Source organism: Streptomyces sp. LS-MS-L19, from assembly GCF_058382285.1.
In genome coordinates this window covers 1,316,834-1,337,364 of record NZ_JBYCLL010000001.1, presented here as the reverse complement: position 1 = coordinate 1,337,364, position 20,531 = coordinate 1,316,834, and the positions used below count along the sequence as shown (strand labels likewise).

Here is a 20,531-nt window from a genome sequence, read left to right as displayed (position 1 = left end):
AAGGCTGCCATGCCCGAGTACCGCCGGATCCTCCTCGACGGCGCTGCCGTCCAAGTCACCGTCGAAGGCGACGAGTTGGTCGCCGGGGACGGCCGTCGCGTCAAGACCGAGGACGCCCTGCATCTGCCGCCGGTCGTGCCGTCGAAGGTGATCGCCGTCCACCTCAACCACCGCAGCCGCGTGGCGGAGTTCCGGATCGACCTGCCGGACACCCCGACGTACTTCCACAAGCCGACCTCCGCCCTCAACTCCCACCGGGGCGCGGTCGTCCGTCCCGAGGGCTGCAAGTGGCTCAACTACGAGGGGGAGGTGGCCATCGTCATCGGGAGGACCGCCCGCAACATCTCCCCGGCCGAGGCGGGTGAGTACATCGCGGGCTACACGATCGCCAACGACTACGGCCTCCACGACTTCCGGGACACCGACGCCGGCTCGATGCTCCGGGTGAAGGGCTCCGACACGTTGTGCCCGCTGGGCCCGGGCCTGGTCACCGACTGGGACTTCCGGGGCAAGACCCTGCGGACGTACGTCAACGGCGAGGTGGTGCAGGACGGTTCGACCGACGAGATGAAGTGGGACATGCACTACCTGGTCGCCGACATCGCCCGCACGATCACCCTGTACCCCGGTGACGTCCTGCTGTCGGGCACCCCCGCCAACTCCCGCCCGGTACAGCCGGGCGATGTCGTCGAGGTGGAGGTCGAGGGCCTGGGCCGCCTCACCAACCACATCGTCACCGGCCCCACCCCCGTCCGCCCCGACGTCGGCGCCCAGCCCACGGAGTCCGAGGAGGTCCTGTCCACCGCACTGGGCGGCGACTGGGAGTTCCGAGGCATCCGCCCACCGAGGCGCTGACCGGGTGCCCCGACCGCGGCCAGGTAGGGTCGCCGGTATGACCGAAGCCGGCGGCAGTCCCGAGAGCCCGCGGTCACGTAAGCGTGTGCACTACGGAGAAGGGCGCGAGGCGCTGCTGAGTGCGGCGGTGCGGGTGGTGGCCCGGGGTGGGCTGCGCAGGCTGACCTATCGCGCGGTCGCTCAGGAGGCCGGGGTCACCCACGGGCTGGTGGTGCACCACTTCGGCTCCCGTGACGCCCTGATCGAGGAGACCCTCGCCCACACCATCCGCACCTCGATGGACACCAGCGCGCTCGAACCCGGCACCGGCAAGGTCGCGGACTTCTCCTCCGGCGTGTCCGAGATGGTCACCGCGGACCCGGACAAGCAGGCGTTCCAGTACGAGCTGCTGCTCGAATCGCGTCGCAGGCCGGAACTGCTCCCGCAGCTCCGCGCCCTGTACGACGAGTACTTCGACGCCACCCACCGCGAGCTCAACCGCATGCTGCCCGACGGTGCCGACCGCGCGCTCTCCCGCCTGGTCTTCGCCGCCCTGGACGGCCTGGTCCTCCACCAGCTCGTCCTCGGCGAGCCCGAGGTCACCGACGCGGCGATCGAGGAACTGCGCACCCTGCTGCGGCTGCTCGGCGCCGACGGCACCGGTACCGACAGCGCCGGTACGCGGGACCCCGGCGCCTGACCGCCGTAGGAAATCGCCCGCCTGACGGGAAACCCGCCGTATCCCCTTGCCAAACGGATAGTTCCGACCCACCATGAGGCAACTCGTTTGGCTCGAAACAATTCCCGCCCCTCCCCGCTCCCGGCAGGTGATTCGAGTGGACAGTCAGACAGCGGTCAGCACCGAGGCCGCTACGGCACCCTCCACGGCAGGCAGGCTCAAGCCCGACTCGCTCGGCGTCCTGGGCATCCTGTTCTTCGTCCTTTCCGCCCAGGCCCCGCTGACCGGCATCGCCGGCGCCGTCCCCATCGCGGTCGGCATCGGCAACGGCGCCGGCACCCCCGCCGCCTACCTCCTCGCCGGCGCCGTGATCCTGCTGTTCTCCGTCGGCTTCGTCGCGATGGGCCGCCATGTCGTGGACGCGGGCGCCTTCTACACGTACATCGGCAAGGGCCTCGGCCGGCCGACGGGCTCCGGCAGCGCCGGAGTCGCCCTCTTCGCCTACTGCGCGATCCAGGCCGCCATGTACGGGCTGTACGGCGCCACGGTGAGCGGCCTGGTCGAGCACTACACCGGCACCCATGTGGCCTGGTGGGTCTGGACCCTGGTCACGATGGTGATCGTCCAGGTCCTCGGCGCCTCGGGCATCGAGATGGGCGCCCGGATCCTCACCGTCTTCGTGCTGGCCGAGTTCAGCATCCTGATCGTCTTCGCCCTGGTGACCTTCTTCAAGGGCGGCGGCCCCGAGGGCCTCGGCCTCACCGACAGCTTCTCCGCCTCCGCCGCGCTCCAGGGTGCCCCGGGCGTGGCGCTGATGTTCGCCGTCGCGTCGATGTTCGGCTTCGAGGCCACCGCGATCTACGGCGAGGAGGCCCGCGAGCCGCGCCGGACCGTGCCCCGGGCCACCTATCTGTCCGTCGGGGTGGTCACCGGCTTCTTCGCCTTCACCTCCTGGATGCTGGTCTCCGCGCACGGCGCGTCCCACGCCACCGCCGAGGCCGGCAAGGCGCTGGAGAGCGGCGACGCCACGTCCTTCGTCTTCGCGCCGATCGCCGCCCAGTTCGGCGGCTGGGTCGACGACGTCCTGCCGGTCCTGCTGGCCACCTCCCTCTTCGCCGGCATCCTCGCCTTCCACAACTCCGCCAACCGCTACCTCTTCTCGCTCGGCCGCGAACGGCTCCTCCCGCACGGACTGACCGCGCTCAACCGCCGCCACTCGCCCTGGGCGGCCGGGGTCGTGCAGACCGTCCTCGCGGCACTGCTGGTGCTGCCCTTCGCCATCCTGGGCAAGGACCCGGTGCTCACCCTGTTCTCCTGGTTCAGCGGGGTCGCCGTGCTGGCGATGATGCTGCTCTACTTCCTGACCTCGGTCTCCGTGGTCGTCTTCTTCCGCCGCTCGCGCGCCGACACCCGCCCCTGGAACACCGTGATCGCCCCCGTGCTGGGCGCGCTGGGCATCGCCGGTGCCATCTGGCTCATCGTCGAGAACTTCACCACCCTCATCGGCGGCGACCGCACCACCGCGATCTGGCTCCAGCTCGCCGTCCCGGCCGTCCTGGTCCTCGGTCTCGTGGCCGCACGCGTGACCAGGGGCCGGGCCGTCCGGCCGTGACCGCGGGGGGCGGCCCGGCCGCACGTGCGCCTGGCGCCCGCTGAAGCCTCGCGCCGCCCCCTCCTCACCATTTTGTTTGACCCCAAATATTGACCGCGGAGGTCCCCCATGCCGGATGTCACTCACGAGGAGTGGCTGCGCCGCGCCAAGTCCCTGACCCCTTCCGGTGTCCATCACATCGACGGCGCCGGCGAACCCGGCGGGGGAGCAGTCTTCACCGTCGTCTCGCCCCGGGACGGCCAGGTGCTGGCCGAGGTCGCCGACGCGGGCACCGCGGAGGTGGACGCGGCGGTCGCCGCCGCCCGGCGGGCCTTCGACTCCGGCCCCTGGCCGCACCTGGCCCCCGCCGAACGCGGCAGGACCCTGCTGCGCATCGCCGACCTGCTCGAACAGCGGCGCGAGGAACTGGCGTTGACCGTCAGCCTGGAGATGGGCAAACCTGTCACGGACGCGTACGGCATCGAACTGCGCGCCCTCATCACCACCTTCCGCTGGTACGGCCAGCTCGCCGACAAGCTCACCGACGAGTCCCCGCACACCGCCCCGGACGCCCTCGCCCTGGTCACCCGCGAACCGGCCGGTGTCGTCGGAGCCGTGGTGCCGTGGAACTTCCCCCTGACGCTGGCCGGTTGGAAGGTGGCCCCGGCGCTGGCGGCCGGCTGCACGGTCGTACTGAAGCCGTCGGAGCACTCCCCGCTGTCGGCCCTCCTGCTCGGCCGCCTCGCCACCGAGGCGGGACTGCCCCCGGGGGTCCTCAACGTCGTGGCCGGCGACGGACCCGTGGCCGGCCGGGCACTGGGCCTCCACCCGGACGTCGACGTCCTCGCCTTCACCGGCTCCACCGCCGTGGGCCGGCACTTCCTGCGCTACTCCGCCGACTCCAACCTCAAGCGCGTCTGGCTGGAACTGGGCGGCAAGTCACCGAACATCGTCCTGCCCGACGCCCCCGACCTGGAGCAGGCCGCGGCCACCGCCGCCTGGGGCATCTTCTTCAACCAGGGCGAGATGTGCACCGCCCCCTCCCGGCTCCTGGTGCACTCCTCCGTCGCCGAACAGGTCACCGAGGCCGTCGTCGCCCGGGCCCGCGCCCTGCGCGTCGGCGACCCCCTCGACCCGGCCACCGAGATGGGCGCCCTGGTCGGCGAGAGCCACCTGGCACGCGTCCAGGACCACATCACCACCGGCCTCGACGAAGGGGCCCGACTGCGCACGGGCGGCGCCCGGACACTGACCGGGACCGGCGGCAGCTTCCTGGAACCGACCGTCTTCGACCGGGTCGACCCCGGGATGCGACTGGCCCGTGAGGAGATCTTCGGCCCCGTCCTGTCGGTCCTCGCCTTCGACGACCTCGACGAGGCGGTACGGCTCGCCAACGCCACCGAGTACGGCCTCGCCGCCGCCCTGTGGACCTCCGACCTCTCCACCGCCCACAAGGTCTCCCGCGCCCTCAAGGCCGGCACCGTCTGGGTCAACTGCTACGAGGAGGGCGACCTGACCGTCCCCTTCGGCGGCGTGAAGCAGTCCGGCAACGGGCGCGACAAGTCGGCACACGCCCTGGAGAAGTACACCGAGCTCAAGACGACCTGGATCCAGCTGTGAGCCGTACGACCCCGTCCGCGCGGCCGCTCATCGCGATCCCCGCCCGCTTCGCCGCCACGACCTCCGCGCTCCGGTACGCCGCCGAGGTGAACGCCCGCGCGCTGATCGAGGCCGTCTGGCGGGCCGGCGGCGAACCGGTGAGCATCCACCCGGCCGCTGAAGCCGACGTCCCGGACCGCCTCGCCCGCTTCGACGGCGTCCTGCTCCCCGGCGGCGGCGACCTCGCCCCGCACCGCTACGGCGCCACCGACACCCACGCGGCCGTCTACGACGTCGACGACCTCCAGGACACCTTCGACCTCCAGGTCGCCCGCACCGCACTGGACCTGGGCCTGCCCCTGCTGGCGATCTGCCGTGGGCTCCAGGTCGTCGACGTCGCCCTCGGCGGCACCCTGGAGCAGGACATGGGCGGCCCCGAACGCGAACACCGGCACCTCACGCACCCGGTGGGGATCGAGCGCGGCACCCTGCTGGAACAGGCCACCGGAGTACCGAAGGTGGACGCCTCCTGCTACCACCACCAGCGGGTGGAACGCCTCGGCACCGGACTCACGGTCACCGCACGGGCCGCCGACGGCACCGTCGAAGGACTCGAACTCCCGGGCGCGCGGGGGTGGTTCACCGCCGTCCAGTGGCACCCCGAGGACACCGCCCCCGAGGACCCCGCCCAGCAGGGCCTCTTCGACGCCCTGGTCCGAGCCGCCCGCTGACGCCCCCTGTCCGGCGGTACCGAACCGTGCGGTCCTCGTGAAAACCCGGTGGAAGCGCTGTCAGTGGTTCCCCTTATGCTGCACCGGACGATCACGCGGGACCAGGGGAGGGCGCGTCATGTTCGGCAGGCTGTTCGGTGGGGGCGGGGAAAGACCGACGGCGGATCCGCACGCCCTGCCCGTCCCGCGCAGGCAGAAGAACGGGGTGTACAAGCTGCGCGCGCTCGGCGACGCCCGGGTGCTCGCCCTCGTGGAAGCGGCCGACGCCGGTGACTGGACGGCGGTCAAGGCGGCGCTGGCCCCCTTCGACCTCGGCCACGAGCAGGCGGTCCTGGGGCAGTTGACCGATGTGGACGGTCTGGAGGAATGGATCGTCCGGGCCGCCGAGGAGGACAAGGACGACAAGGAACTCCGGGCGACCGCCCTGCTGATCTCGGGTGCGCGCCATGTCTCCTGGGGCTGGGAGGCGCGTACGTCCGCCCGTGCCGTGGACGTCAGCCGCGGCCAGTGGGAGACCTTCTACGAGCGGCTGAACATCGCCGAGGAACACCTGCTGGAAGCCGCCGAGTTGCAGCCCGGCTGGGTCACGCCGTGGCGCCATCTGCTCACCTCGGGACGCGGCATGTCCGTCGACGACAGCGTCCAGGAGGCCCGGCTCGCGGCCGGTCTGCGCCGTGATCCGCTGAACGTGGACCTCCACCTGGAGTGGGTGTCGCACCTCCAGCCCCGCTGGGGCGGAGAGCCGGGCCAGGCCCTGGAGTACGCCCGGAAGGCCTTCGCCGGCGCGCCCGACGGGCACCGGCTCGGCTGCGTGGTCGCCATGGCGCACATCGAGGACTGGGTGGAGTCCGACAACCGCGACTGCCTCCAGGACCCGCGGATCCGGACCGAGTTGAGGGAAGCCGCGGAGCGCAGCATCCTGCACCACGCGTACGAACGCCGCCTGGGCTGGCAGGGCGACTACAACATCTTCGCCATGGCCCTCTCGCTGGCGGGCAGCAGCACGGCCTCCAATGTCTTCCGCGAGCTGGAAGGCGTGTTCACCGAATGGCCGTGGACCTTCATGGCGGACCCGCAGAAGGTGTACGCGCGCTTCCGCAAGGCCTTCTGAGCCGCCGTCCGCCTCCCGTCCGCCGGTCCCCGGCCGGCCTCGCGCGGACCACCGCCCACCCCGCCGTTCCCTCACCCCGGACTGCCCCATGCCTCTGCGTCACCACGCCGACGACCACGCCGCCACCGACCGCACCTTCCAGGTCGACCTGCGCGGCCTGGTGGACCTCCTCTCCCACCACCTCTACTCCAGCCCCCGCGTCTACCTGCGTGAACTCCTGCAGAACGCGGTCGACGCCCTCACCGCGCGGCACGCGATCGAGCCGCACGGCGACTTCGGCATCCGCCTCCACGCCGACGGCTCGGTGGTCCGCGTCGAGGACGACGGCGTCGGTCTCACCGAGGCCGACGTGCACAGCTTCCTCGCCACCATCGGCCGCAGCAGCAAGCGCGCCGAGCAGGTCGCCGAGCAACGCGCCGACTTCATCGGCCAGTTCGGCATCGGTCTGCTCTCCTGCTTCCTGGTCGCCGACGAGATCCACGTCGTCAGCCGCTCCGCCCGCACCCCCGACGCCCCCGCCGTCGAGTGGCGCGGACGCGGCGACGGCAGCTACACCGTCCGCACCCTGCCCGCCTCCGCCCGCCCCCGGCCCGGCACGACCGTCACGCTGACGCCGCGCGCCGACGCGGGGGAGTGGACCCGCCCGGCCCAAGTGCTCACCCTGGCCCGCCACTTCGGCTCCCTGCTGCGTCACCCGGTGACCTTCGACGACGGTACGCCCGGCCCGGCCACGCCGGTCAACCCCGAGCCCGCGCCCTGGTCACAGGCCCACCCCACGCCCGGCGCCCGCTCCCGCGCGCTGGCCGCCTACGGCGAGGAGATCTTCGGGTTCACACCGCTGGACACCATCGAGCTGGACCTGCCCGCCGTGGGCCTGAAGGGCATCGCCTGCGTGCTGCCCGAGGCGGTCCCGGCCGGCCGCCGCCACGGACACCGCGTGCACGTCAAGGGCATGCTGCTGTCCGAGCACGCCGAGGAGATCCTGCCCGAGTGGGCGTTCTTCGTCCGCTGTGTCGTGGACGCCGAGAGCCTGCGTCCGACGGCGTCCCGCGAGTCCCTGTACGAGGACGACACCCTCGCCGCCGTCCGCGACGCCCTCGCCGAACGGCTGCGCGCCTGGATCGCCCGCGCCGCCGCCAGCGACCCGGAGCTGCTCGGCCGCTTCCTCCAGGCCCACCACCTCGCCGTGAAGTCCCTCGCCGTGCACGACGACGAGATCCTCAGGATGCTGCTGCCCTGGCTGCCGTTCGAGACCACCGACGGGCACTGCACCCTCGACGAGTTCGCCCGCACCCACCCCACCGTGCTCGTGACCTCCAGCGTGGAGGAGTTCCGCCAGGTCGCCGCGATCGCCTCGGCCGCCGGGCTCGGCGTCGTCAACGGCGGCTACACCTACGACCGGGAACTGGTCCACCGGCTGCCCGAGATCCGGCCCGAGGCCACCGTCGCCGACCTCGACCCGGCGACCCTCACCGCCCACCTCGACCCCGTCGACCGGGAGACCGAACTCGCCGCCTCGGCCTACCTCGCCCAAGCCCGCGACGCCCTCGCCGTCTTCGACTGCGACGTGGCGCTGCGCACCTTCCACCCCGCGTCCGCCCCCGCCCTCCTGGTCGACAGCCGCGAGGCCCGGCACGAACGCACCCGCTCCCAGCTCGCCCGCGAGCAGCAGGGCGGGGTGTGGGGCGACATCCTCGGCGCCCTGCGCCAGGAGGCCCCGCGCGCCCAGCTGATCCTCAACCAGCTCAACCCGCTGGTCCGCACCGCCGTCACCATCGACGAACCCGAACTGGCCCGCACCAGCGCCGAAGCCCTCTACGGCCAGGCCGCGATGCTGTCCCGGCGCCCCCTCAGGCCCGCCGAGTCGAGCCTCATCAACCGCTCCTTCCTCGACCTTCTCGCCCACGCCCTCCGCAAGGACAGCTGACGATGCCTACCGCACCCCACCCCCAGAGCACAGAAGAGCTGTACCGGGCGCTCCAGGACAACGACGAGCGCCCCTACGGCCGTACGCGCACCGTCACCGCCGAGGAACTCGTCGACGCGGCCGAGCAGTTCGAGGAGCCCGTCCCGCTCATCCACGCCCTCCTCGAACTCCAGGAGGCGTACACCTACGGCTCCGAGCCCCGGAAGTCGCCCGTCGTCTTCGCCCGGCTGCTGAACCTCTTCGACGAGCGGCCCGAGGTCTTCGACGAGCGGCTGCGGTACATGCTGTTCTGGCGGTTCAAGTGGGTGTCCAACGCCCTGCGCCAGCTGCCCGAGATACCGCTGGCCGCCCTGCGCCAGTGGCTGACCGAGATGCGCGACCGGTACGAGAAGGCCGACCTCGGCCTCCAGCCCTACTACGGGGAGGCCTACCAGCTCGCGGCACACACCGGTGCGGACACCGCCCTCGCCTACGAGCTGTGGGCGGCCCGCACCCGCACCCGGTACAGCGACTGCGAGGCCTGCGAGATCTGCCGGCGCGCCCGCCACCACCTCACCGCGGGCGACGACGAGCGGGCCCTGAGCATCTGGGAACCCGTCCTGTCCGGCAAGGAGTCCTGCCAGGAGGAGCCGGCCCGCTCCGTGTCGTACGCGCTGCTGCCCCTGCTGCGCACCGGCCGCGTCGACCGGGCCCGTGAACTGCACCTCGCCGGGTACCGCGGCTGCCGCCGCAACCCCTCGATGTCCGGCGAGGTCGGCCGCCACCTGGAGTTCTGCGCGCTGACCGGCAACGAGGCGCGCGGCCTGGAACTGCTCGCCGAGAACCGCAACCTCTTCGACGAGGTCGACTCACCGCTCGACCAGCTCGACTTCCTCACCGGCGTCGAGGTCCTCCTCCAGCGCGTCGAGTCCCTCGGCCACGGCGAGCTGCCCGCCGCCGGGTACCCGGGCCGCACCTGGACGGTGACCGGTCTGCGCGCCGAGGTACGGGGCCGCGCCGACGACCTCGCCGCCCGCTTCGACGACCGCAACGGCACCAGCGCCGTGTCCGACCACCGCCGGGCCCGCCTGGACCGCGCCCCGCTCCTGGACGCGCTGGAACTGACGCTGCGCGCCCGCAGCCTCGACGACGTGGCCCCGGCCGCCCCGGCCGCCGCACCCGCTTCCCGTACGGCCACGGACCTACCCGAGTCGTTGCCCGAACTCATCCTCCGGGCAAGGGCGTTGGACGAGCGGGGGCACCCGGACACCCGCGCCTGCTGGACCCGGCTGCGCACCCTCGTCGCCGCCCGCGACTACAGCCACCCCGACGACCCGGCCGTCGGCCCGCTCGTCCTGCTGCGCGCCGACCTGCTGGCCGACGAGGCGAGCAAGGTGGGCGAGAAGGACGAGTACGCCGAGGCCGCCGCCCTCCACGAGGAGGCCGCGGCCCTGTACGACGACGCGGGGGAACCCGGTCACGCGACCCTGGAGCGCGGCGCCGCCCTGCTCGCCGTCGCCGAGAGCGCGGACGGAGCCGAGGCGAAGGCCGCGGCGCTGACCGACGCCCACGCGTCCCTGGTCCGGCTGCACGAGGAGACGGCCGGCCTCGCCCCCTACCAGGAGGCCCGTCTGCTGCGACTGCGCGCGACCATGCTCGGCCTGCGCCTTCAGGCGACGCGGGACGAGGAGCACATCGCGCCGGTCTTCGCCGAGCTGGACCTGCTGCACGCGTTCGCCACCCGGCACGACGTCGTCGGGCAGATCTCCGGCGGCCGGCTGCTGCGGGCCACCACGCACGCCCTCGCCGGTGACCTGCCCGCCGCGCTCACCGAGACCGACGCCCTCCTCGAACGCCTCAGGGCGCAGGGCCCCGACTGGCACCTGCCCCGCACGCTCCAGCTGCGCGGCCGGATCCGGCTCGGCCTCGGCGACGCCCAGGCCGGCTACAGCGACCTCGCCGAGGCGCTGCGCCTCGCCGGGGAATGGCAGGGCGACACGCTCGACACCAGCCGCCTCCTCAGCGATCTGGCCGAGGCCGCCATGCACCTGGGCCGTCCCGACGAGGCACTGCGGCACCTGACGCGCGCGGCGGAGGTGGACCTGCGCCGCGGCAACCGCTTCGACGCGTTCTGCACCTACAGCAACGCGGCCCGGCTCAGCCTCGACCTGGGCCGCGTCGAGGACTGCATCGCCCTGCTCGACTCCGTGCTGGCCGAACCCGACGTCGCGGCCGGCGAGATCGACGACCGGCTCACCGCCCAGCTGCGCCTGACCCGGGCCCGCGCACTGCGCGCGGGCGACGACCTCAAGGCCGCCACCGCGGAACTCGTCGCCCTCGCCGCCGAGTCGGCCGGCTGGGACGACGACCCGGGCAGCCACACCATGATCGCCGCGGAGACGGCCGTACTCCTCGGTGAGTCCGGCGAGTTCGACCGGGCCCGCGAAGCCGCGGACCAGGCGCTCGCCGCGCACCGCCTGGCCCCGCGCCACGAACCGCTCAGCAACTCCCTGCGCGAACTCGCCTGCCAGCAGGCCCAGCAGCAGGGCCCCGAAGGCCTGCGGGACGCCCTCGCCTACCTCGCGGACGCGGGCCGGATCGCGGACGAGGCACGGGAGGCGGAGCGCGCGGCACGGGAGGCGGAGCGAGCGGCCGGTGCCGTCGAGGGTGGTGCCGTCGAAGGCGGTGCCGTTGAGGCCGGTGTCGTCGAAGCCGGTGCTGTCGAGGCCGGTGCTGTCGAGCCCGGGACCCGTGGGCCGTCCCTGGACACCGCGCTGGCCTACGAGTACGGGCGGGTCAACGCGTACGGCCGCGCCTACGAGGACTCCCTGGCCGCTCTGGAGAAGGCCCTGGCCCTGCTCGGCGAGCCCGGCCCCGAGGACGACTGGGCCGGTGAGTGGGCCGAGTGCGTCCGCCTGACGGGCGCCGTGGAGGGCATCTACCTCAAGCGCACCGCCCCGGCGCTCACCCGCGTCGACGCGGCGGTCTCCCACCTGACCGCCCTGGGCCACGAGGCCGAGACCGCCCCGCTGACCTCGCTGGCGGCACGACTGCGGGACGAGGGGTGAGCGGGGTCCCATAACATCGTTCCCGTAGACGTCAGTCGCCTGGATCCACGTCGAGGAGGCAATGGTGCTCGGAAAGGGCACGTGGTTGCTCGTGGGCGCCATGGTCCTGGCCTGGATGGTGCTCTCCGGTCCCAGCGCGCCGAGCGGCGCCCTCGACGCCCGGTCCGTGCCCGCCAAGCCGGCCCGGGACGTCGTGGCGAACCGGGTCATGACCTGGAACCTCTGCAACCCCTGCGAGACGGGCAACGACGACCGGGCCGCCGAGATCGCCAAGTACGCGCCCCAGGTGATCGGCCTGCAGGAGGCGTGCGTGGGCGACGTCGAGAAGATCCGGGAGTACCTGGAGAACCTCCACGGGCTCGTCTACCACGTCGAGTACGGGGCGGTCCTGCAGAGCTGGGGCCGTTGCGGGGGAGCACCGTGGAACCCGGGCGGTTACGGCGAGGCGATCCTGTCGGCGGCCCCGATGACCGACGTCGTCACCGAGGAGTACCCGGACGGCGGTTCCGAGGACCGCGGGTACATGGAGGTCACCACCACGGTGGGCGGCCGCCCGGTCCGGCTCTTCAACACCCACCTCGCCGAACGACGCCAGGAGGCGGTCCGGGCGGAGCAGGTCGGCGTACTCGCCGCCGAGGTCGCCCGGCACGACCGCGCGATCGTCATCGGCGACTTCAACGCGGTGCCGTACGCCCCCGAGCTCACCCCGATGTGGAAACTGGCGGCGGACGCGGCTCCCCAGTGCCGCCCGTCGGGCACCGGCAGCTGCGAGCCGACCACCGACTGGCAGAGCAAGTTCGACTACGTCTTCCTGCGGGACGTCACCCCCCTCCGCCACCACGTCGTCCCCACCGAGGTCTCGGACCACCACATCGTGTACGCCGACCTGTCCCTGGCCGCTCGCCCCTAGCGGGACACCGGCCCGTGCTAGTGTCGGGCGTTTGCAGTGTCGCTGCGTCGGTGCTCCGTTCGGTGCCCCGGACCGGTGGCCGCGTCCCCGCCGCGCCTTCCTCGGTACGGTCCCTTCGGAGGAAGGCTCTCTGTGAGCGATTCAGCACCTGCCGGTGCCCGGCAGCAGGACGACGCGTCGGGCGCCCCGTCGGTGTCGCCCCCGGTGACCTCCTTCGCCCAGCTGGGGCTGCCGGCGGAGCTGTTGCGGACGCTCGACGAACACGACGTGACCGTGCCGTTCCCCGTGCAGGCGGCGACGCTGCCGAACGCGCTCGCCGGCCGGGACGTCCTGGGCCGCGGCCGCACGGGGTCGGGCAAGACACTCGCCTTCGGCCTGGGGATGCTCGCGCGCACGGCGGGACGGCGCGCCCGATCCAAGGAGCCGCTGGCGCTCGTCCTGGTGCCCACCCGGGAGCTGGCGCAGCAGGTCGGTGAGGCGCTCACCCCGTACGCCGAGGCGACGCGGCTGCGGCTCACGACCGTGGTGGGCGGAGTGTCCATCGGCCGGCAGACCGCCGCGCTGCGGGACGGCGTCGAGATCGTCGTCGCCACCCCCGGCCGGCTGCACGACCTGATCGAGCGCAAGGGCTGCCGCCTGGGACAGGTGCGCATCACCGTCCTGGACGAGGCCGACCAGATGTGCGACATGGGGTTCCTGCCGCAGGTCACGGAGATCCTGGACCAGGTGCGTCCGGACGGGCAGCGCATGCTGTTCTCCGCCACCCTCGACCGGGACGTGGACCAGCTGGTGGGACGTTACCTGCGCGACCCGGCCGTCCACTCCGTGGACCCCTCCTCCAGCGCGGTCGCCACGATCGAGCACCACGTCTTCGTCGTGCACGGCCCGGACCGGTACGCCGTGACCACGGAGATCGCCGCCCGGGACGGCCGCGTCCTGCTGTTCCTGGACACCAAGCACGGTGTCGACCAGCTCACCCGGCATCTGCGGGCCAGCGGAGTGCCGGCCGCCGCCCTGCACAGCGGGAAGTCCCAGCCGCAACGCACCCGCACCCTGGCCCAGTTCAAGAACGGGCAGGTCACCGCGCTGGTGGCGACGAACGTCGCCGCCCGCGGCCTGCACGTCGACGACCTCGACCTGGTGGTCAACGTCGACCCGGCCACCGACCCCAAGGACTATCTGCACCGCGCGGGCCGCACGGCCAGGGCCGGCCGCTCCGGCACCGTCGTGACCCTCGTCCTGTCCGGACAGCGCCGTGAGACGAGCCAGGTGATGGCGGACGCCGACATCACCCCCGAGGTCACCAAAGTCCGGTCCGGCGAGGCGCAGTTGAGCCGGATCACCGGCGCCAAGGCCCCCTCCGGAGTGCCGCTCGACGGCGGCCCCGCCGCCGCACGCCCCAAGAACCACAACGCCCCGTTCCGCGGCCTGGGCAGCACCAAGGACGGACAGACCGGTTCCGGCGGCCGCCCGTCCCGCAAGAGCAACGAGACCCGCAAGCTGGCGGAGGCCCGCAGGGCGGCGCGGGTGCGGCGGGGCGGCTGAGACAGCAGGACGGAGGCTCAGAGCACGGTGCCGGTCTCGTCGGCCAGGGCGTCCAGGAGCCGGTCCTGGAACACCTCGTCGTGCACCGCGCGATGCGGCTGCTGCCGCTCACGGTGGTACCAGTAGCCGCCCGAGACCAGGGCCTGCGGTTCGTCGCTCGACGCCAGCCACTCCTGGGTGCGATGCCCCTGCTCCAGATCGTCCGGCGCGCCGGGCCCGCCCATCTTCGTCGGCACCCAGCCCGGATCGACCGCGTTGCTCAGCACGTCCGGCCGCAGCCGGGCCACCGCGGCCGCGAGTGCCGTCACGAACAGCTTGCTGTCGGAGTACGACCCCGCGCGCTCACCCCGCCAGTCGACCCCGTCGAGCGAGGGACGCCCCCCGAAGTGCGAGCCGCTGCTCAGGTACACCAGCCGGCGGGGCCCGCGCAGCAGCGCCGTGAGCAGATACGGCGCGACGACGTTGACCGGCATGACCGCACGCCCGCTCCACACGCCGGCGTTGTGGATGACGGCGTCGAGCGGCTCGGAGTCGTCCAGCTCGGCGGCGACGCGCCGTACGGCGTCCCGCTCGGTGAAGTCACCGACCACGAGCCGTGCCCCACGGCCGACCAGCGGATCGAGGCCCGCCGCCCGCTCCTGGTTCCGCGCGTGCACCACCACGTCGTGGCCGGCGGCCAGCAGAGCGTCGGCGGCGGCCCGCCCGAGACCGTCCGCGGACCCGGTCACCAGGATCCGGCTCATGACCGCACCGCCGGCCGGAGGCTGCTTCGCACGGAGGGTTCCCTTCGAAGAGTCCCACCAGGGTAGACCCGCAGCTCAGACGGAGAGGACCTGCTTCGCGGCCGTGGCCGCCGTAGGGGAGCCACGACCTCGCCCGTGCGGTGGCCGGCCAATGTCCCGAGTCCGCCGCGGTCACCCCCGTTCGGGGGTGCCGCGCGGGGACGGCGCCGATCGACCATGTTCCGGAGAAGGCGTCGTGGCGGGCGAAGGAGCGGCACATGACGGAGATGCGGATCGAGTTCGACGTCCCCGCGGAGATGCGTGACGGCACGGTGCTGCGCGCGGATGTCTACCGCCCCGGAGGCACCGGCCCGTGGCCGGTCCTGCTCAGCAGGCTGCCGTACGGGAAGCAGATGGCCCTGGCCATCGCGGTCCTCGATCCCCTGGCGGCGGCTCGGCGTGGCTTCATGGTGGTCCTCCAGGACACCCGCGGCCGGTTCGCCTCCGAGGGCGAGTGGGAGCCGTGGACGCACGAGGAGAGCGACGGGTACGACACCGTACGGTGGGCTGCCGCCCTTCCCGGCTCGAACGGCTCGGTCGGCATGATCGGCGCCAGCTACTTCGGCAACACGCAGTGGATGGCGGCTCTGTCCAAGCCGCCGGAGCTCAAGGCGATCGCGCCGATGGTGACGTGGTCCGACCCGGACGACGGCCTCTGGACCCGCGGCGGCGCGATCGAACTCGGCATCACCGCGCCCTGGACCCTCATGATGGGCGCCGACGCGCTGATGCGCCGGCACGCCACCGACCCCGCCGCGCTCGTGGGCGGCATCAGCGGACTCGTACAGGACATGGACGGCCTGGCGGGAGGCGGTTACGGGGAGCTGCCGGCCGGACACTTCCCCGCGTTCGCCCGGCACGACCTGCCCGAACTCGGCTACGAACGGTCCCGGCGGGAGCCCGGCTGGGCGGCGTCCTGCACGGTCGCGGGCCGGCACGACGAGGTGGACCTGCCCACCTTCCAGGTCGGCGGCTGGTACGACATCTTCACCCAGGGCACGCTCGACAACTTCACGGCCATGCGCGGAGCCGGCCGCTCCGCCACGCTGATCATGGGCCCGTGGAGTCACACCAACCAGCAGCACGTCATCGGCGACGTCACCTTCGGGTTCGCCGCGAACTCCGCCTTCATGGGCATGCGCGGCCCGCTGCACGGCCTCCAGCTCGACTGGTTCCGGCGCACCATCGGCGACGGCGAGCCGCTGGAACCGGACACGGGCAAGGTGCTGCTGTTCGTCATGGGCGTCAACCAGTGGCGCGAGGAGACGGAATGGCCCCTGTCACGCGCCGTGGACACGGACTTCCACCTGCGCGCGGACGGCCGCCTGACCACCGAGCCGCCGTCCACCACCGAGCAGCCCGAGGAGTTCGCCTACGACCCGCTGGACCCGGTACCCACGACCGGCGGGGCCCTGTTGCTGACCGACGAGTTCCGTCCCGGTCCGCTGGACCAGGTGGCCGTGGAAGCGCGCGAGGACGTCCTGGTCTTCACCACCGAGCCGCTCACCGAGGACGTCGAGGTGACCGGCCGAGTCCGGGCCGTGCTCTTCGCCGCCACGGACAGTCCCTCGACCGACTGGGTGGCCCGCCTGTGCGACGTCGACGAGAACGGCGTCTCGCGCAACGTGACCGACGGCATCGTGCGGGTGCGGGAAGCAACGCCGGGCGAGGCGGCCGAGCATGTCGTGGACCTGTGGTCGACCAGCATCGTCTTCCGCGCAGGCCACCGCATACGGGTCCAGGTCACCTCCAGCAACTTCCCCCGCTGGGACCGCAACCTCAACACGGGCGAACCCGAGCACACCGCGACCACGGCCCGAGTGGCCCACCAACAGATCCTCCACGACACGGACCACCCCTCCCGCATCGTCCTGCCGGTGATCCCGGGCTGACAGCACCGGCAAGTCCGGCCGAACGGTCGCGGACGATGCGGAGGTCTCGCTTCTCGATCCGCGCAGTTCGGCGACTCAACTGTCGAAGTCGAGCGTGAGAGTGGCGGAGGCGGCGTAGGTCTGGCAGGTGAGGACGTAGCCCGCGGAGATCTCAGCCGGTTCCAGGGCGTAGTTGCGGCGCATGTCGGCGTCGCCGTCGGTGACGAGGGCGCGGCAGGTTCCGCAGACGCCGCCCTTGCACGCGAACGGCAGGTCGGGCCGGACCTGTTGGGCACCGTCGAGGACACTGCGGTGGCGCGGCGCGGTGAACGTGGTCGCCCGGCCGTCGAGGACCACGGTGACCTCGCTCCCCGGGCCTCGGCCGGTGGTGTCCTCGCGATCGGTGGTGGGCGCCGCGGGTGGTTCCTCGTCCGCGTGGAACAGCTCCTGGTGGACACGGTCCGCCGGGACGCCGAGTCCGGTCAGGAGTGCGCGGGTGTCGCGCACCAGGCCGTGCGGGCCGCACAGCCACCAGTCGGCGACCTCCCGGATGTCCACGAGAGCGTCCAGCAGGGCGGTGAGCCGCGCCGTGTCGAGGCGGCCGGAGAGCAACTCGGCCTCGCGCGGCTCGCGGGACAGGACGTGGGCGAGCTGGAAGCGGGCCGGGTACCGGTCCTTCAGGTCGGCGAGTTCGTCCGCGAACATCACCGTGCCGGTGCGCCGGTTGCCGTACAGGAGCGTGACGCGCGCGTCCTCGTCCGCGGCGAGGACGGACGCGGCGATGGACAGCATCGGCGTGACCCCGGACCCGGCGGCGACGAGTACCTGGTGACCGAAGCCGCCGGTCCTGGTCAGCTCCGGGGTGAACGCACCGGCCGGGGCCATGACCTGAAGGGTGTCCCCGGGGCATACGCCGTGCACGAGCCAGGAGGAGAACAAGCCGCCCGGCACCACGCGGACCCCGATGCGCGGCGGCGTTCCGGCCGGTGAGCAGATCGAGTACGAGCGCCGCTCGTCGCGACCGTCGATCTCGCGGCGCAGGGTGAGGCACTGACCGGGCCGGAACGCGAACTCGGCGGCCAGACGGTCGGGGACGTCGAAGGTGAGAGCGGCCGCGTCGGCGCACAGCGGTTCCACCGCGGAGATCCGCAGGGCGTGGAAGGAGGGGCGGCGGGACCCCGAGCGGGGCACGGTCATGGCAGGTCCTTCACATGGGGGAACGGCTCCAGGCAGGTGCGGCAGCGCCGGAGCGCCGTGCAGGCGGTGGCGGCGAAGCGCGAGAGCTCCTCGGTGTCGGCCGAGGCGCAGCGCGGGCAGGGAACCGCGGGCGGTGCGAGGGCCAGGCCCACCCAGGTCGGGCCCGGGGTGTCGCGCGGGCCGGGCGGCGCGATGCCGTGTTCCGCCAGCTTGCGGCGGCCCTCGTCGGTGATCCGGTCGGTGGTCCACGGAGGGTCGAGCACCGTGACCACACGGACGTCGGCGAAACCGGCGGCCAGCAGCCGGGCCGTCACCTCGGCGCGCATCTCGGCCACGGCGGGGCAGCCCGCGTACGTCGGGGCGAGCCGTACGACGACGGATCCCTCCGGCGTCACGTCGACGCCGTGCAGCACCCCGAGGTCGGCGAGCGTCAGCATCGGCAGCTCGGGGTCCGGGACCTCGGCGGCGATCCGCAACGCCGACTCCGGCGACGCCGTCACCACGACGCGTCCGGGTGGGCGCGGGCGACGCTCTGCAGTTCGGCGAGGAGGGGCGGCAGGTGCGAGGTGTGCTGTCCGTTCCTGCCGGAGCCCGGGACCGGGGGCGCCGGCACGTCGAGCGGGGCCACCTCTCCGGACCGGTTCAGCCCGGCATCGGCCAGCACGTCGAACAGCTCGAGGCGGGTCCGCGCGGCGACGGCGGCCGGATCCGCGCCCAGGCGCGCGGCCGCACGGTCCGTCAGCAGCTCCTCCAGCCAGGGGGCGACGGCGTCGAACGCGGCCCGCACCCGTCCGGCGGACTCGGCGGTGCCGTCGCCGAGCCGCACCGTCCACTCCGCGCTCCAACGGCGGTGATAGGCAAGCTCCTTGGCGCTCTTGGCCACGATCGCGGCCAGCACCGGGTCGGGCGCGCCGGCCAGCGCCTCGCACACGGCCAGCCGCCAGACGGACAGCACCAGGAGCCGTACGACGGTGAACGCGAAGTCGCCGCCCGGCAGTTCGGCGAGGCGTATGTTGCGGAAGTCCTCCGGGGCGCGGAAGTAGGCGTACGCGTCCTCGCCACGGCCCGTGCCGTCGGCCCGGCCCGCCCTGGCGTACAGCAGACGGGCCTGGCCGAGGAGGTCGAGGCCGATGTTGGCCAGCGCCAGCTCCTCCTCCAACTCCGGGGCGCGGGTGCACCATTCGGCCAGCCGCTGCGCGGAGACCAGGGCGTCGTCGCCGAGTGCCAGGCAACAGGCGGCCAGGTCCTCGGCGTCGACCCCGTCGGGCACCGCCTGGTCGACGCCGTGCAGCGGGTCGGTGAACCCGGTGCCGAAGGCCCACCGCGCGCCGTCGCCGTCGACGTACAGGTCCTCACCGTCGACGTACGTGTCCTCGTCGGTCATGCGCTGCTCCTAGATGTGCGGGACGTCGTCCGGGATGTCATAGAAGGTGGGGTGCCGGTAGACCTTGTCGCCGCTGGGGGCGAAGAAGGGGTCCTTCTCGTCGGGTGCGGAGGCGGCGATGGTGTCCGAGCGCACGGTCCAGATGCTCACGCCCTCGTTGCGCCGGGTGTAGAGATCGCGGGCGTGCAGCAGGGCCATCTCGTCGTCGGCGGCGCGCAGGGAGCCGACGTGGACGTGGTTGAGCCCGCGCTTGCCGCGGACGAACACCTCGTACAGCGGCCAGTCACCCGTGCTCGTCGTGCTCATGCCGCCGTCCCTTCCCGCAGCCGGGCCGTCCGCCTGGCGGCGTACGCGGCCGCGGCCCGCCGCACCCAGGCGCCCTCCTCGTGCGCGGCCCGGCGTCGGGCGATCCGCTCGGCGTTGCACGGTCCGTCACCGGAGACGACCCGCTTCAGCTCGTCCCAGTCGGGGGCGGAGAAGTCGTGGTGGCCGCGCTCCTCGTTCCACCGCAGGCCCGGGTCGGGCAGGGTGACTCCCAGCTTCTGCGCCTGCGGGACGGTCATGTCGACGAAGCGCTGCCGCAGTTCGTCGTTGGTGTGCCGCTTGATCCTCCAGGCCATGGAGCGCGCCGAGTTGGGGGAGTCGTCGTCGGGAGGGCCGAACATCATCAGGGAGGGCCACCACCAGCGGTCGACGGCGTCCTGCACCATGGCGCGCTGCTCGTCGGTGCCGCGCATCATGGTCAGCAGCAGTTCGTAGCCCTGCCGCTGGTGGAAGGACTCCTCCTTGCAGACGCGGACCATGGCGCGTCCGTACGGGCCGTACGAGGTGCGGCACAGCGGGACCTGGTTGCAGATGGCCGCCCCGTCCACGAACCAGCCGATCACCCCGACGTCGGCGAAGGAGCGGGTGGGGTAGTTGAAGATCGAGGAGTACTTCTGGCGGCCGTCGATCAACCGCTCCGTCAGGTCGGTGCGGTCGGCGCCGAGGGTCTCGGCCGCCGAGTAGAGGTAGAGCCCGTGCCCTGCCTCGTCCTGCACCTTGGCGAAGAGGATCGCCTTGCGGCGCAGCGAGGGCGCCCGGGTGATCCACTCGCCCTCCGGCTGCATGCCGATGACCTCGGAGTGGGCGTGCTGGGCGATCTGCCGGACGAGCGTGGCCCGGTAGGCGTCGGGCATCCAGTCGCGGGGTTCGATGCGCTGGTCACGGGCGATGGTGTCCTCGAAGACGGACATGGTCGTGCTCACGGCGGCGGGTCCCTCTGTCGCGGCTGTCTCCTGCACGCGTGTCTCTCGGCTGGGTGCTCCTGGCACGGGTGTTCCA

At 72.8% G+C, this 20,531-nt stretch carries 17 protein-coding genes; 11 read left to right on the top strand and 6 right to left on the bottom strand.

The genetic code is table 11. The annotated features are described in order from the left end of the window. Nucleotides 1–9: 9 nt before the first annotated feature. The 10 genes from AC2XR2_RS05785 (at nucleotide 10) to AC2XR2_RS05740 (ending at nucleotide 13,974) form a co-directional block, all read left to right on the top strand. Complete coding sequence (locus tag AC2XR2_RS05785; protein WP_491514483.1) at nucleotides 10–855, top strand: fumarylacetoacetate hydrolase family protein; 846 nt, start codon at nucleotides 10–12, stop codon at nucleotides 853–855. A gap of 37 nt (nucleotides 856–892) precedes the next feature. Continuing rightward, entirely contained in the window at nucleotides 893–1,534 is a 642-nt protein-coding gene (locus AC2XR2_RS05780) for a TetR/AcrR family transcriptional regulator (protein WP_491514482.1), read from the top strand. 136 nt (nucleotides 1,535–1,670) lie between these two features. Next, on the top strand, nucleotides 1,671–3,125 hold the full coding sequence (locus tag AC2XR2_RS05775; RefSeq protein WP_381299622.1) for an APC family permease: 1,455 nt from the start codon (nucleotides 1,671–1,673) through the stop codon (nucleotides 3,123–3,125). 108 nt (nucleotides 3,126–3,233) lie between these two features. Beyond that, nucleotides 3,234–4,724, top strand: coding sequence for an aldehyde dehydrogenase (locus AC2XR2_RS05770; RefSeq protein ID WP_491514481.1), 1,491 nt, complete (start codon nucleotides 3,234–3,236; stop codon nucleotides 4,722–4,724). Next, a complete protein-coding gene (locus AC2XR2_RS05765) occupies nucleotides 4,721–5,434 on the top strand; it encodes a gamma-glutamyl-gamma-aminobutyrate hydrolase family protein (RefSeq protein ID WP_491514480.1) in 714 nt (237 codons plus the stop codon). Before AC2XR2_RS05770 ends, AC2XR2_RS05765 begins: the two co-directional genes overlap by 4 nt. A gap of 118 nt (nucleotides 5,435–5,552) precedes the next feature. Further along, nucleotides 5,553–6,545, top strand: coding sequence for a hypothetical protein (locus tag AC2XR2_RS05760; RefSeq protein WP_449352916.1), 993 nt, complete (start codon nucleotides 5,553–5,555; stop codon nucleotides 6,543–6,545). 88 nt (nucleotides 6,546–6,633) lie between these two features. Further along, nucleotides 6,634–8,472, top strand: coding sequence for an HSP90 family protein (locus AC2XR2_RS05755; protein ID WP_491514479.1), 1,839 nt, complete (start codon nucleotides 6,634–6,636; stop codon nucleotides 8,470–8,472). A gap of 2 nt (nucleotides 8,473–8,474) precedes the next feature. Beyond that, entirely contained in the window at nucleotides 8,475–11,519 is a 3,045-nt protein-coding gene (locus tag AC2XR2_RS05750) for a hypothetical protein (RefSeq protein WP_491514478.1), read from the top strand. A gap of 61 nt (nucleotides 11,520–11,580) precedes the next feature. Further along, on the top strand, nucleotides 11,581–12,429 hold the full coding sequence (locus AC2XR2_RS05745) for an endonuclease/exonuclease/phosphatase family protein (protein ID WP_381299616.1): 849 nt from the start codon (nucleotides 11,581–11,583) through the stop codon (nucleotides 12,427–12,429). A 132-nt stretch (nucleotides 12,430–12,561) separates the two neighbouring features. Next, a complete protein-coding gene (locus AC2XR2_RS05740) occupies nucleotides 12,562–13,974 on the top strand; it encodes a DEAD/DEAH box helicase (RefSeq protein ID WP_491514477.1) in 1,413 nt (470 codons plus the stop codon). Nucleotides 13,975–13,991: 17 nt separating this feature from the next. Here the strand turns inward: AC2XR2_RS05740 and AC2XR2_RS05735 are convergent, their stop codons facing one another. Further along, nucleotides 13,992–14,717 (bottom strand): SDR family NAD(P)-dependent oxidoreductase, encoded by a 726-nt coding sequence (locus tag AC2XR2_RS05735; RefSeq protein WP_491514476.1) that lies wholly within the window; start codon nucleotides 14,715–14,717, stop codon nucleotides 13,992–13,994. 257 nt (nucleotides 14,718–14,974) lie between these two features. Here AC2XR2_RS05735 and AC2XR2_RS05730 point away from each other — a divergent pair, with 257 nt between their 5' ends. Further along, nucleotides 14,975–16,648 (top strand): CocE/NonD family hydrolase, encoded by a 1,674-nt coding sequence (locus AC2XR2_RS05730; protein ID WP_491514475.1) that lies wholly within the window; start codon nucleotides 14,975–14,977, stop codon nucleotides 16,646–16,648. A gap of 75 nt (nucleotides 16,649–16,723) precedes the next feature. Here AC2XR2_RS05730 and paaE read toward each other — a convergent pair whose 3' ends face one another. The 5 genes from paaE to paaA are packed head-to-tail and all read right to left on the bottom strand — an operon-like array spanning nucleotide 16,724 to nucleotide 20,443. After that, on the bottom strand, nucleotides 16,724–17,824 hold the full coding sequence (gene paaE / locus AC2XR2_RS05725) for a 1,2-phenylacetyl-CoA epoxidase subunit PaaE (RefSeq protein WP_491514474.1): 1,101 nt from the start codon (nucleotides 17,822–17,824) through the stop codon (nucleotides 16,724–16,726). Then, a complete protein-coding gene (paaD, locus tag AC2XR2_RS05720) occupies nucleotides 17,821–18,327 on the bottom strand; it encodes a 1,2-phenylacetyl-CoA epoxidase subunit PaaD (protein ID WP_491514473.1) in 507 nt (168 codons plus the stop codon). The genes paaE and paaD overlap by 4 nt, the downstream gene beginning before the upstream one ends. After that, nucleotides 18,321–19,208, bottom strand: coding sequence for a 1,2-phenylacetyl-CoA epoxidase subunit PaaC (gene paaC / locus AC2XR2_RS05715; RefSeq protein ID WP_491514472.1), 888 nt, complete (start codon nucleotides 19,206–19,208; stop codon nucleotides 18,321–18,323). The genes paaD and paaC overlap by 7 nt, the downstream gene beginning before the upstream one ends. A gap of 9 nt (nucleotides 19,209–19,217) precedes the next feature. Next, a complete protein-coding gene (gene paaB / locus AC2XR2_RS05710; protein ID WP_491514471.1) occupies nucleotides 19,218–19,514 on the bottom strand; it encodes a 1,2-phenylacetyl-CoA epoxidase subunit PaaB in 297 nt (98 codons plus the stop codon). Beyond that, complete coding sequence (gene paaA, locus AC2XR2_RS05705) at nucleotides 19,511–20,443, bottom strand: 1,2-phenylacetyl-CoA epoxidase subunit PaaA (RefSeq protein WP_491518414.1); 933 nt, start codon at nucleotides 20,441–20,443, stop codon at nucleotides 19,511–19,513. The genes paaB and paaA overlap by 4 nt, the downstream gene beginning before the upstream one ends. Nucleotides 20,444–20,531: the final 88 nt, after the last annotated feature.